12 protein-coding genes are annotated in these 13344 nt (G+C 58.5%); 3 read left to right on the plus strand and 9 right to left on the minus strand.

Annotated elements, in window-relative coordinates; all coding sequences use genetic code 11:
• Nucleotides 1–8: 8 nt before the first annotated feature.
• A complete protein-coding gene (locus tag GOW09_RS14570; RefSeq protein ID WP_171119347.1) occupies nt 9–1016 on the minus strand; it encodes a D-cysteine desulfhydrase family protein in 1008 nt (335 codons plus the stop codon).
• A 205-nt stretch (nt 1017–1221) separates the two neighbouring features.
• Nucleotides 1222–1914: a Crp/Fnr family transcriptional regulator gene (locus GOW09_RS14575; RefSeq protein WP_152460355.1), complete on the minus strand. Its 693-nt coding sequence runs from the start codon at nt 1912–1914 to the stop codon at nt 1222–1224.
• A 187-nt stretch (nt 1915–2101) separates the two neighbouring features.
• Between GOW09_RS14575 and hemA the strand changes: the two genes are divergently transcribed.
• Nucleotides 2102–3325, plus strand: a complete 1224-nt coding sequence (hemA, locus tag GOW09_RS14580; protein ID WP_171119348.1) for a 5-aminolevulinate synthase — start codon at nt 2102–2104, stop codon at nt 3323–3325.
• 54 nt (nt 3326–3379) lie between these two features.
• Here hemA and GOW09_RS14585 read toward each other — a convergent pair whose 3' ends face one another.
• The 6 genes from GOW09_RS14585 to GOW09_RS14610 are packed head-to-tail and all read right to left on the minus strand — an operon-like array spanning nt 3380 to nt 8797.
• Nucleotides 3380–3667 carry a cytochrome C oxidase subunit IV family protein gene (locus GOW09_RS14585; protein WP_171119349.1) on the minus strand — a complete coding sequence of 96 codons (288 nt, stop codon included), beginning with the start codon at nt 3665–3667 and terminating at the stop codon, nt 3380–3382.
• A 4-nt stretch (nt 3668–3671) separates the two neighbouring features.
• Nucleotides 3672–4220 carry a cytochrome c oxidase subunit 3 gene (locus GOW09_RS14590; protein WP_171119350.1) on the minus strand — a complete coding sequence of 183 codons (549 nt, stop codon included), beginning with the start codon at nt 4218–4220 and terminating at the stop codon, nt 3672–3674.
• The gene (locus tag GOW09_RS14595; protein WP_171119351.1) at nt 4217–6139 is read right to left on the minus strand and encodes a nitric oxide reductase activation protein NorD; all 1923 of its coding nucleotides are present in this window, start codon (nt 6137–6139) and stop codon (nt 4217–4219) included. The genes GOW09_RS14590 and GOW09_RS14595 overlap by 4 nt, the downstream gene beginning before the upstream one ends.
• Nucleotides 6140–6148: 9 nt before the next feature.
• Nucleotides 6149–6958 carry a CbbQ/NirQ/NorQ/GpvN family protein gene (locus GOW09_RS14600; protein WP_371419757.1) on the minus strand — a complete coding sequence of 270 codons (810 nt, stop codon included), beginning with the start codon at nt 6956–6958 and terminating at the stop codon, nt 6149–6151.
• A gap of 5 nt (nt 6959–6963) precedes the next feature.
• Nucleotides 6964–8331: a cbb3-type cytochrome c oxidase subunit I gene (locus tag GOW09_RS14605; protein ID WP_171119352.1), complete on the minus strand. Its 1368-nt coding sequence runs from the start codon at nt 8329–8331 to the stop codon at nt 6964–6966.
• 16 nt (nt 8332–8347) lie between these two features.
• On the minus strand, nt 8348–8797 hold the full coding sequence (locus GOW09_RS14610) for a cytochrome c (RefSeq protein ID WP_152460362.1): 450 nt from the start codon (nt 8795–8797) through the stop codon (nt 8348–8350).
• A gap of 267 nt (nt 8798–9064) precedes the next feature.
• On the opposite strand from GOW09_RS14610, the gene GOW09_RS22660 reads away from it, so the two are divergent.
• Entirely contained in the window at nt 9065–10177 is a 1113-nt protein-coding gene (locus GOW09_RS22660) for a Hint domain-containing protein (RefSeq protein ID WP_253284264.1), read from the plus strand.
• Nucleotides 10178–10195: 18 nt separating this feature from the next.
• On the opposite strand, the gene GOW09_RS14620 is transcribed toward GOW09_RS22660, so the two are convergent.
• Nucleotides 10196–11392, minus strand: a complete 1197-nt coding sequence (locus GOW09_RS14620) for an NnrS family protein (RefSeq protein ID WP_171119353.1) — start codon at nt 11390–11392, stop codon at nt 10196–10198.
• A gap of 245 nt (nt 11393–11637) precedes the next feature.
• Here GOW09_RS14620 and GOW09_RS14625 point away from each other — a divergent pair, with 245 nt between their 5' ends.
• Nucleotides 11638–13314 (plus strand): cytochrome D1 domain-containing protein, encoded by a 1677-nt coding sequence (locus tag GOW09_RS14625; RefSeq protein WP_171119354.1) that lies wholly within the window; start codon nt 11638–11640, stop codon nt 13312–13314.
• Nucleotides 13315–13344: the final 30 nt, after the last annotated feature.

The raw sequence follows: 13344 nt of genomic DNA on the forward strand, positions 1-13344 counted from the left end.
TCGCTGCGTCAACTTGGTTGCAACTCGTCCTGATATCCGAACAACGCAGGTTGACCGCCCGTGTGCAGCAGAACAACTTTCTGGCCTTTTTCGATGACACCTTGTTCAAGCAGCCCAAGAAGCCCTGCAAAGGTTTTGGCGGAATAAACAGGGTCAAGAAAGATGCCCTCGGAGCGCGCCATCAGGGTCAACGCCTCGCGGGTTGCGCGACCGATCCGCCCATATCCGGGCGCCAAGGCGCCGTCCCAGGTACAGATGTCTTCCATGACCAAAGCAGGGTCGAAACCCATCATGGTTGCCAATCGCCCCAGGACCTTTTGCAGACGTGCGTGCTGCTGGTTTTGATCGCGACGCACGCATATGCCGTAGACAGGCGCAGTCTGTCCGACCAAACGCAATCCGGCCAGGAACCCGCCATGGGTTGCCCCGCTTCCCGACGGCACCACTGCGGCGTCGAAATCGCTGATCTGAGTATGCAACTCGGCCGCCCCCGCCACATAGCCCAATGCCCCCAGCGGAGGGTGATCTATGCCCAGATGGATCACGTATGGTTTTCGACCCATGGCAACCAGTTCCTCGGCACGTTCGTGAAGAGCGCCGTCAGCGCCCGCCTCGTCCTCACCCTTGGGATAGCCAATATGTTCCGCCCCCAGAAGCTGTGCCAGAAGAACATTTCCGGATCGATGGTAGTATTCGCCCATATTCGTCACGCGGTCTTCCATTTGAAGAACGGATGACATTCCCAGCTTTGCCGCCGCAGCTGCCGCGGTGCGCACGAAATTGGATTGCACGGCACCTGTGATCAGGATGGTGTCCGCCCGCTGCCTCAGCGCCTCGCCCATATAAAATTCCAGCTGGCGGGTCTTGTTTCCGCCGAAGCTGAGCCCGGTCAGGTCGTCGCGCTTGATCCACAGATCCAGCCCCAATTGGTCGGAAAGACGCTCAAGCCGTTCGACCGGGGTGACCGATGTCATCAACCTTGCGCGGGGATAGTTTGAAAGCGCTGCGTCTATCATGGACCAGGTGCCCCTTCATTTTCATGCAAAAGACTCGTGCCGATGGATGGCACTGCTGATCAGGATAATGAGGTTTTGGAAAGCGTGGAAGACAGCCGGTCACGCGCAAAAGCGCCCGACTGAAGCCCCCATTGGAGCTGCCAGTTTCGGATAACGGGTTTTCCGTGAAATTGCAGCGCCGAAGGGTCCGGCCGCCGGTGATCAATCACCTCTCGCTGGTGTCGCTTTCGGCGTAGTTGCGCAAATCGTCCATGTCAGCGATATCCGCGTGGTTCCTGTTGATCTTGACGCCAACGGGTTTCAACCGCGAAAACGCGCGGCTCAGGCTTTCGGGCTTCATCCCAAGACGTCCGGCGATCAGCATCTTGTCGTAAGGCAGTTCCACCTCGCAGCGACCGGAATCGCGATCGCACAGGTTCAACAGAAACTCTGCAACGCGTTGCGCCCCGGTTTGCGCCTTCAGTTGCTCCAGCTGCGCCACCAGAGCATGCAGATGCGTGAACGTCGCAGCCAGAATTGAAACGCCGATTTCCGGGTCTTCCTTCATCAGGGACAGTAGCACCGGGCTGGGAATATGCATCACTTCACAGGCTGAGACGGCTTCGGCGGACACTGGATACGGCACGTTGCGCAGCGCAACGGCCTCACCAAAGCTTTCTCCGCGGGTGAAAACGCTCACCACCGCTTCCGCCCCGGTCGGAGAGATACGGAACAGCTTGACCCAACCCGCCAGCACGACGTGCACGGCCTTGGCTTCTTCCTCTTGCAGAAAGATCGTCTCGCCACGGTCATATTGCCGCCAAATCGCTTGCCGCAGCAAAGTATCCACATGCTGATCCGGCAGGCTGCGCAGAAGCAGAGACTGCCGCGCAATCGCCTTTTGTGCCTCGTGTGACATGAAGGCACTCCCTTCTTCATCCAGTCCGGGCGATGGCCCGGGATATCATCCCCAATGCCCTGCTATGCCAAAGCCGGCGTGGCAGTGCCAGTCTTTTTCTTGACGATCAACTTGACAATTGTCATGTCACGGGGCCCGTCGCTGCCCTAGGGTCGGTTCGCAGCCAGTTATCCAGGGAGCATGTCAGATGGATTTCGAGCGATTTTTCAGCCAGAGCCTCGACGCTTTGAAAGATGAAGGAAACTATCGGGTTTTCATCGACTTGCAGCGACGTTGCGGAGCCTTCCCGAACGCTCGCCAGACCGATGGTTCGATCCAGCGGGATGTGCGTATCTGGTGCTCGAATGACTACCTTGGAATGGGGCAACACCCTGCGGTCATCAACGCCATGCACGATGCGCTGGAGCGTTTTGGCGCCGGTGCAGGCGGGACGCGCAACATTTCGGGCACGACGCATGACCACGTTCTGCTCGAGGCAGAGTTGGCAGATCTCCATTGCAAGGAGGCCGCTTTGCTGTTCACCTCGGGCTATGTGTCAAACTGGGCCGCTCTGGGAACGCTGGCTGCGAAGATCCCCGGTCTGATCGTTTTCTCTGATGCGCTGAACCATGCCTCGATGATCGAAGGCATCCGCCACTCACGGGCGCAGAAGGTGATATGGAAACATAACGATCTTGCGGATCTGGAGACCAAACTGGCCGACGCCGACCCCGACGCGCCCAAGATGATCGCCTTTGAGTCCGTTTATTCCATGGATGGTGATATCGCGCCGATCAAGGAAATCTGCGACTTGGCCGACAAATACGGCGCGATGACCTATCTGGATGAGGTTCACGCCGTCGGCCTCTATGGCCCGCGCGGTGGTGGCATTGCCGAGCGTGAGGGCCTGATGGATCGCTTGACCGTGATCGAAGGCACGCTGGGCAAGGCCTTCGGCGTGGTTGGTGGGTACATCGCAGCCTCGGCGGCGCTGTGCGATTTCGTTCGCAGCTTTGCCAGCGGCTTCATCTTCACCACGGCCCTGCCACCTTCGATCGCGGCCGGTGCTGCCGCATCTATCCGGCATCTGAAGCAGTCAAGCGCCGAGCGTGATCTGCAAAAGGCCCGTGTGGATCAGGTGCGCGCCCGTCTGGATGCGGAAGGGATACCGCATCTGCCGAACCCCAGCCATATCATCCCGGTGATGGTGGGCGACCCAATGAAGTGCAAGTTCATCTCGGATACGCTTCTTGAAGAATTCGGCATCTACATTCAGCCGATCAACTATCCCACTGTCCCCAAGGGCACCGAACGTTTGCGGATCACGCCGTCCCCGGTCCACACAGATGAGGATATCGATCATCTGGTTGGTGCCTTGTCGGCGCTCTGGCAGCGTTGTCAGATCGCGCGGATCCCACAGGCCGCTCAGTAACCAGCCCCCCCTTTGCTTGACTTATGCCGCCTCTCGGGGCGGCATTTTTTTGCCTCAGATCAGGTAGAGCGCAAAAATCACAACGGAAAATCCGGTCAACACCATGGTGAACCCACGCAGCCAGCTTTGGCTGTTCTCCAAATCCAGGTAGTGTTTCAGGATCACGCGGGCCTTGATCAGCGCCAGCAACAGGATACCGCCAGCAATGATCGCGGTTGGTGCCCCAATCAAGGTCAGCAGCGCGGATCCCACGCTGAGGGCCAAGAGCGCAAGCCAGGTCTGGGTCAGAGGGTTCGGCGGCCCTTGGCGAGGTTCTTTGGTCAAAGATGAAGGTTGGGCCATCTGACTATCCCAACAGATAGATCACTGGAAACAGCATGATCCAGACCAGGTCCACCATGTGCCAAAACTGTGCGCCCGCTTCGACGCTAGTGGGGTCGTCGCGCCAGGCTACCAGCAACAGAATTCCAACCCCGGCGAGGACATGCGCGGCATGAAAGCCGGTCAACATATAGTAGAACAGAAAGAATGGATGCGTTTCGTATCCTATCCCCTGAGACGCCTTGTCGGCATATTCCGCACCCTTGATGATCAGGAACACGACACCCAGAAGCGCCGCAAGGATCAACGCCAATCGGGCCCGCAAACGTTGCATGTTCCGCCGCCAATGCAGCGCCTGTGCGGCCAGATAGCCTGACGTCACCAAAACCGCCGTGTTCAAGGCTGCACCGGTGCGATGCAGATGCGACTGCGCCTCGGCAAAACCTGCCGGATCGGTCAGACGCACCCCCATGAAGGCGATCATCCCCGCGCCAAAAACCAGCAGTTCCGAAATGATCAGAACCCACATCAGGAACTCGCCCGGCAATTCGTCGATCAGAGAGGCATCACTCATGCGCCGACCAACTGGCGATAGATCTGCGGCAGGGCCATGGTCAGGCGATGCGGATCTGGGATGACGGCGAAACCGCCCTGCCCGAACATGCGCGGAAACCAGCTTTTGCCGGTTTTATCGATGGTAACGCCGAACACCGACTGTCCGGCCCGGCGCGCCTCGCGTATGGCCATGCAGGTATCTTCGATGCCGTGACGCCCCTCGTAATGGTCCAGGTCGTTTGGCTTGCCGTCGGTGATAACCAGCAGCAATCGGCGCTTGCGGGACTGGCTGGCCAGATCTGAGGAACAGTGCCGGATTGCCGCGCCCAACCTTGTATAATGTCCGGGGCGCAGCGACGCGATGCGCTGTTCAACTTTGGTTCCCATCGGTTCGTCAAACCGTTTGCAACGCTGCACATAGACGCGCTGACGCTTGAGGGAGCTGAACGCATGAATGGCGAAATCGTCACCGCAAGCGTTGAGGCCCCACGCCAAGGCCGCCAGCGCCTCGCGTTCGATATCGATCACGGCACGCCCCGTGACCGCGCTTTCGGTGGATCGGCTGACATCCAGCAGGATCGACACCGCCAGATCGCGGGCCTCGGGGCGGGATTGCATCCAGACGCGTTCCGTCCCTTCACCATTTGCGCAGCGGTCAACCTGCGCCCGAACGGCGGCTTCCATATCCAGCTGGTCACCGTCCAGATGGCCCCGGGTCATCACGCGCCCCGGGCGCAGCGCCTCGAATTGGCGCTTGACGGCGCGAATGCGGCGCGCAGTGGCCGGATCCTTGCCGAACTCGGCGGCATCGTCGCGGATATCGGCTTCCGAAAGCAGAACGTTCACATGATCCGGCAGGTATTGACCCGTCCGCACGTCCCATTCGGGATATAGAATACGGCCTGACAGGCGTTCGCGGTTGACGTCTTCGGGCGCCAGATCAAGGTGAAGCTTCAACTTGGTAGGCGGCGCCTTGGAAATCTGGCCAAGACCGATCTCTTCCTGATCGTCAGCCGCCTTCTTGGCGTTGTCGGGATCGTCGTCATCGATGCGACGGTTGATATTCAGAAACTCGGCCCAACTGAGGATGGCTTCGAACTTGTGCAGAATGAAACTGTCGCTGCGCTCGGCCTGATCCGATTTGCGGCGCCGGGCACGGTGTGTCTTTTCGCCGGATTCCTCTGGCGGGCCTTCGGTATCGGGGTTTTCAACCTCGTTGTGTTCCGAGAACCCAACTGCCCGCAACTCCGGCCACAGGGGAACCGGACGCATCGGCTGATAGCCGCGCGGGGCGATCAGGTCGTCGTCAAGTGCCAGAAGGTGCTCGGCCTGATCCGACAGGGGCTTGGGATCGCCCAGCATATGACGGATCAGTTCTTCAACCGCAGCCTCGGCAGGCGGCAGGCTGGGGATGTCGCGATGAAACAGCACGCCCTTGCACAGCTCGGTATACAGCGGACGCAAGCCAGGCGCATCGTCCAGAGTCGCCTCGACCATATGCCGGGCGGCGATCAAGGCACGCAGGTCGGCACGCAGTGGATCATCTTCGTCAATTCGGGTTCCGGCATGGGCGGCGGCGGCGGCCAACCAGACATAGAGCGCGCCGTTTGCCTCGCGTGCCGGGAATACGGCCAGACGGTCGGGCAGACGCAAAACCTCTCCGTCGAACGAGGCGCGCGGCATCAATTCCGCTTCGGTTGCAAGTTTGCGGCGCCAACTCAGGCGGTGACGCGAAACCTCGGGTGAGACCGGGCGCAATTCAACGCCCGGACTACCCCCAAGCCCCCGAAAGAGGACTGCCAGCCGCCCCGCGACCTCTGAGAGGTCGACCGCGGCTCCAACATGCACCTGGGGTGCATCGAGGCGGCTGGCAAGGGTGTGCCACAGTTTCCCGATCGTTTCTTCGGGTTCCCATGGCTCAAAGTCGATCTTGACCATCGGCCGGCCTCACCCAAAGACAGCCGTGACAAGATCGAGGAGCCCGCGTTTGATGTCCTCGTCATCGGTCAGAGGTTCGATCATTGCGGCAAGGATGGCGCGGTCGGTGGACATGCCCTGCGCGATCAGCGTGGCGGCATAGACGACCAGACGGGTGGACACGCCTTCCTCGAGGTCCTGACCCTTGAGCCCGCGCAGCTTGCCCGCCAGCCGCACCAGCGGCTTGCAGCGTTCCAGCGGCAGGCCGCTTTCCTGCGCGACCACTTCGGCTTCCATCTGAGGCGAGGGAAAGTCGAACTCCAGCGAGATGAACCGTTGGCGGGTCGAGGGTTTGAGGGTTTTCAGGATGTTCTGATAGCCGGGGTTGTAGGACGCCACCAGCATGAAACCGGGCGCGGCCTCAAGCTCTTCGCCGGTGCGGTCGATCGGCAGGATGCGCCGGTCGTCGGTCAGTGGGTGCAGCACCACGGTCACGTCCTTGCGCGCCTCGACCACCTCGTCGAGATAGCAGATCGCACCTTCGCGCACCGCGCGGGTCAGAGGGCCATCGACCCAGACGGTTTCGCCGCCCTTCAGCAAGTAGCGCCCGATCAGGTCGGCGGCGGCCAGATCGTCGTGGCAGGCCACTGTATAAAGCGGGCGGCCAAGTTTCGCAGCCATATGGGCCACAAACCGGGTCTTGCCGCAGCCCGTCGGGCCTTTCAGCAGAACCGGCAGGTCGTTTTTGTAAGCGGCGGTGAAGACATCGCATTCATCGCCCTGGGGCAGGTAGAAGGGGGCGTTTGCCGCCCCCTCTTTCAGGTTCATGGAGCCATCCATATCCATCACTCCGCAGGGGTTTCAGCTGCGCCGGGTTCAATGACCTCTTTGCGGGGAACCCAGATCGAATAGATGAACAGCAGCGCCCCAAGGACAACGACCAGACCAGAGCCAAGACGCATCCAGTAGAAGATCGCGATCTGGTCCTGTACGTCCATGAAGTAGTCTCCGACCACGCGCTGCATGTGTGTCTGCACGGTGCCTCCGAAGGTCAACACGAAGGTCATAAAGACCATGCCGCTGGTCATCAGCCAGAACGAGCCCATGTTCAGAACCTGATTATAGGGATCACGGTTCTTCAGGATCGGCATCGCATAGCTGAAGATCGCCAGATTGAGGCAGACATAGGCGCCGTAGAAGGCCAGGTGGCCGTGGGCTGCGGTGATCTGCGTGCCGTGGGTGTAATAGTTCACCCCGTGCAGCGTGTGCAGGAAGCCCCAGACACCGGCACCGAAGAAAGCCAGCGTGGCACAGCCCAGCGACCACAGCAGCGCGGCCTTGTTGGGGTGGTCACGACGGCCCTTCCAGACCATGACGAAGGCAAAGGCCATCATCGCAAAGAACGGGATCACCTCGAGGCTCGAGAAGATCGAACCGATCCACTGCCAGTATGCAGGCGTGCCGATCCAGTAATAGTGGTGACCTGTGCCAAGGATGCCCGAGAACAGTGCGGCGGCGACGATGACATAGAGCCATTTTTCGACCACCTCACGGTCCACACCGGTCAGCTTGAGCATCAGATAGGCCAGGATCGAGGCCATGATCAGTTCCCACACACCTTCGACCCACAGGTGGACGACATACCACCAGTATTGCTTGTCCAGCGACAGGTTGCCCGGGTTGTAGAAGGCGAACAGGAACAGCAGCGCCAGACCCCAAAGGCCCAGAAGCAGGATGTTGGTAATGGCTGTCTTCTTGCCTTTCAGAACGGTCATCGACACGTTGTAAAGGAAGATCAATGCAGCCACGACGATACCGGCCTTGACCCATTTGGGCTGTTCCAGGAACTCGCGCCCCTCTTTGCCCAGCAGCCAGTTGCCTTCGAACAGGTTGAAGACATAGGTGACGACCACGCCCAACGTGCCGACAACAAGGATGATCAGTTGCAGATAGGCAAGCTTGGGCGAGTGGATCTCGCGCTCGGCTTCTTCCGGAATCAGGAAGTAGGCCGCACCAAAGAAACCCAGGATCAGCCAGACGATCAGAGAGTTGGTGTGCAGCATCCGCACGATGTTGAACGGCAGAAGGTCACTCAGGAAATTGGGGAATACATAGATGAAACCGGCCAGAAGGCCGCCGATCACCTGTATCGCGAACAACGCCATGGCTACCGCAAAGTAGGCATAGGCGATTTTTTGGGATTCGTATTTCATTGTTTCGTTCCCTTTCTCAGCCTGCCTCGTTGGGCGGCCAGCCCTGCGCGTCGATGTTGTCCGTCCAGATCAGGAAGTTGGTCAGGTCACGGAGTTCTTCGTCGCTGAGGTTGAAATTGGGCATTTGCCGACGACCGGGAATGCCGGTCGGTTGTGCTTCCATCCAGCCCTTGAGGGATTCAAAGGCTGATTCCGGGTCGTCCAGCACGCCCCAGCGGGTCATCACGTTGCCGACTTCCGGAGCAAAGTAGGCCCCTTCACCCAGAATCGAATGACAGTTCACACAGGCGTGTTTTTCCCAGACATGCTTGCCCCGGACCACACTGTCATCCAGCTTTGCGGCATTTTCGGAATTGACGATATACCAGTGGGAATGGGCCGAAAGGGCCAGAAAGATGAGAATGAAGAACAGAGACCCGCCATAAAAAATATTGCGGGCCATGCTCTTTGTCATGACGTCTCGCATTGCGCTCTCCTTTGCGCAGATTAGCTAGTGTCTGCAACATGACGGGCGGGACGCGGGAGTGCCTTAACGAAAGTCAAGACTTCTCAAGTATGCTCTGGAACGAGGTCGGATGCCTGACAAACAGCAAGAACCACGAAAAAGCCTGGGGTTCGCCTTGATATCTGAACCAATCGTGAGGAATGTCGCGTCGACATTTTAGTATAGCGGAGTTATCCAAGCGCTTGAGAGAACAAGTGTAAATTCCGTGTCAGAGAGTGATGGGTTAAAATGGCAAACTATTCCTATATCGGTTATACGCCCGGCGTAATCACGGTGAATACGATTGGGCCGGATACGGTTACATTGGATGTCAATTTTGATCCTGACACGGATCGTCGTTTGTTCAGCGTGACAGACGCAGCCGGTGGGTTTATTCAAAACGGCGGCGGACCACCCATTGTCGATACTGGCGATGTTTTCAACGGCGACCGCTTCGACAACGAAGACGGCGATGATCTGACGCAAACCGGCACCATCACCACCCTTGATGGCTCGACCACCTTTCTTAGTGGCCCAATTTACCTGGAAGAATCCTATATTCTGTCCAAACCAGGCGGGGGTACGATTACAGTTTATCGTGTGGAAGTTGACGGAACTTTGGGTGGTTACATTACCTCTGAACCCCTTGTGCCCGGCACGACATACTCGATGAACATCGTGAATGTTACGCCGACCAATGCTCCTGACACAACTGATCCGACCACTATCATTGACGTGCCGTGCTTCGTAGCCGGAACGTTGATAATGACTCCAAATGGTCCGAGGCCCATCGAGGATTTGAAGGTGGGTGACGCGGTCGTCACCGCCGACAACGGACCGCAACACATACGCTGGATCGGCACGCGACATCTGGACCAAGCGGCGCTTCGCGCCCGTCCCAGGCTGAAGCCCATCCGGATCGAGGCCGGTTCACTGGGCGATCACTTGCCCCAGCGTGATCTTTTCGTGTCACCGCAACACCGTATGCTGGTCCGGTCGCCGATTGCCGTCAGAATGTTCGACGCCGAAGAGGTTCTTGTTCCTGCTCACATTCTTGTCGGCGTGCCCGGCATTTCAATCGCTGATGACACCCGTGCTGTGACCTATGTCCATCTTTTGTTCGACCGTCACGAGATCATCTATGCGGAAGGCGCACCTTCCGAAAGCCTGCTCACCGGTGCGCAGGCCTTGTCCAGTGTTCACCCGAACGCACGGGCGGAAATTCTTGAACTGTTCCCTGAATTGGATCAGCGCAATTACGTTCCGCTGGCCGCACGACGGATACCGGAAAAAGGGAAACGCGCTCGTGCCTTGGTCCATCGGCATATCAAGAATGAGCGGCCTCTGATCGCTGAACGATAAGCGCCGCCCGAACAGGCGTCAGGTCTGTTGCACGGCGCGGGGGCCGGTCAGGGCAGGCCACATGGCAAACAGATACAGCCCCATTGCCGCGATCCAAAATCCATCCGCTGTCAGCATCGCCGTCATGTACCCTCCTGTCATGTCGGATCCCAGCCAACGCACAAGCGCTGCAACCGCCATCAAACCATAGGCAATCGCCATGGGCTTTGGCGCGACAAGGGGGCGACCGCTGTGGCCCAAGGCGGCGCGGCTCATTACGGCAAGGGTCATGCCACCAACGCAACCAATGCCCAGAACGTGGAGCGCGCCGATCTCATTTCCCATCCCGATGGCCGCCAACCCCCAGAGAATCAGACCCAGCGCCAGCATCCCGAGACCCAGATGCAGCGCGACCAGGATCGGTTGACGCAAGGCCCAGCCTGTTCTCCAACGCGCCATGCGCATCAGTTGAACACTGCCCATCACCAAAGCAACGGCCCCCGCAACAGGCCCGACATCAAGTGCAAGCACAAGCTGGGGCAGCAACAGCGCCAGAATCATCGTCGCCCTGTCCAGCCTGGCCACGGATACCGGCCACGATGCTTCGGGTTGACCCGCTCTTTTCATGGCATTGCGTGTAAAAGCCGGCGTAATCCGGCCACCCAGGATCGCGATCATCGAACACAAGGTCAAAAGCCCGGCCCGGATACCGGTGTTCAGCGTATCCACCGTGACCCCCATCCATTCCAAATGAACCATAACGTTCGAGGCCAACATCAGAACAAGAAGATACAGAAACACCATATTCTGGGGCTTGGGCCGACGAACCAGTTGACTGGCAATCTTCAGCGCCAGAATGGGAACAAAGCTCAGGTCCACGAGTGCGACGAACAGGGGTGGCAACACTCCGGAAAACCAGACCGCCAGACGCCCGGCCATCCAGATCAATGCGACAAGCGTGATAAAGCGGGCCCGCGCCTCGGGCGCACCGGTCCAGTTCGGCACGGCGGTCAGAAAAAACCCCCCCAAGGCGGCCGTTGCATACCCGAAAATCATCTCATGCGCGTGCCACATCACCGGCGGCATCGCGTAACTCTGTTCCATGTAGGGCATCAGCCCGTCGAGCGACGCCAACCATACGCCCCACGCGACTCCTGCAAACATACCGTAAAGACCCGCCGAAAGAAAAAAGACCCGGAACCCTTCACTGAAAACACGCGCGATTACAGCTGTCATGCCTGCTCTCCATAGCTTTTCCCGCCGTTGAACAATGTGTAGTGCCCGCATGACCCGGCGCCCTTAACCAAAATCAAGACTGGGCTTAAACATGTGTGAGAAACACAAGATTTATTGGCGGTTTTGATCTGTGTTTTCTTTCCAAAGTGCTTTGTCTGCACCCTTGCCGTTGACTTTGGTCAAGGATGACATCCACGTGATGTTTCACTCTCGACACCGCCTCACCACGCATATGGAGAGTGATCATGTCACTTGGAATCAGCTACAACAAACCCGGCCGCGCCTTCGGGGTCGGATTGGCAATGTTGTTGGGCAGCGTCGCTGCTCCGACTTTCGCCGAAGAGCCAACTTTGAGCGAAGAAGCCTTTGAATCGTCTAAACAGCTCTATTTCGAACAATGCGCAGGCTGCCACGGCGTATTGCGCAAAGGTGCCACGGGTAAAAACCTGGAACCGCATTGGAAGAAGACCGCAGCCGACGGCACTGTAACCGAAGGCGGCACCTTGCAACTGGGGCAGGAACGCCTTGAAAAGATTATCGCCTGGGGTACCGAAGGCGGCATGAACAACTTCTCGGACATCATGACCGAGCAGGAAATCAAGGATATGGCGACCTACATCATGATGGAGCCGCCAAAACCACCTGAAATGTCGCTGGAACAGATGATGGCGACGCGTAAGGTCTATGTCGAAGAAGAGGACTATCCGACCGAGCCGCTGCACGGCCGCAACTGGGAAAACTTCTTTGTCGTCATCGAACGTGACGTAGGCAAGGTGGCCGTGATCGACGGCGACACCAAAGAGGTGCTGACCCACATCCCCACCGGCTATGCCGTGCACGTTCTGAAAGCGTCCGAGCACCACAGCCTGACCGAGCCGGAACACCCCGGCCGCTTCTGGTACACAATGGGTCGCGACGGCAAGATGACCAAAATCGACCTTTGGCAGACGCCGGACAAGATGTTGGTATCCGAAGTCAAGATTGCATATGACGCCCGTGACGTCGCCGTTTCCGGCGATGGTAAATACGTCATCGGTGGTGGCTACTGGCCGCCGCACTTTGCTATCGTTGACGCGAAGACCATGGAACCGGTGAAGGTCGTATCGACCCGCGGCGTGAACGTCGACGGTGAGTATGTGGAAGAAGCCCGTGTGGCAGCCATCTACACCACTCCGAATGAACCCACCTGGATCGTTGCCGTGAAAGAGCTGGGACAGTTGTGGCAGGTCGATTACACCGATCTGGACAACCTTCGGATCGACAAGATCGACAGCGCCAAGTTCCTGCATGACGGATTCTTCGATCCGACAGGCCGGTATTTCCAGATCGCCGCAAACGCGTCGAACAAGATGGTGGTTGTCGATACCGAAACCCACAAGCTTGAGGCGATGATCGACACAGCCGCGCTGCCGCACCCTGGTCCGGGCGCCAACTGGGTCGACCCGAACTGTGGCCCTGTGGCGGGCACAACCCACCTTGGTGTCGGTACCGTGACCGTTTGGGGCAACGATCCTGAAAACCGTCCGGATGACGCCTGGAAAGTCTGCTACGAAGTGGAAACCGATGGCCCCGGCCTGTTCGTCCGCACCCACCCGAACTCGGATTACATCTGGGCTGACCAGACCAAGCATCCGGAACCGGAAGTGCAGCAATCCGTGCAGGTCATTTCGAAAGAAACCGGCGAAATCGTGAAGACGATCCAGATCACTGAAGACGAAGGCAGCGCCGCTGTTCACTTCGAATTCAACGCTGACGGTACCGAGGTATGGGTTTCCAAGTGGAACCTGTCGGACTCGAAGGAACCCAATGGTCAGATCGTGATCTTCGACGCCAAAACGCTGGAAGAAATCGGCCGCATCGATGGGCTTTATGCCCCGACCGGCAAGTTCAACGTCTACAACCGGTCGAACCACGTCACCTGACGAGGTCAGGACGACCACAGGAAAGGGCGG

Origin of the sequence: Ruegeria sp. HKCCA5463, from assembly GCF_013034175.1 — a bacterium.
Taxonomy (GTDB): Bacteria; Pseudomonadota; Alphaproteobacteria; order Rhodobacterales; family Rhodobacteraceae; genus Ruegeria.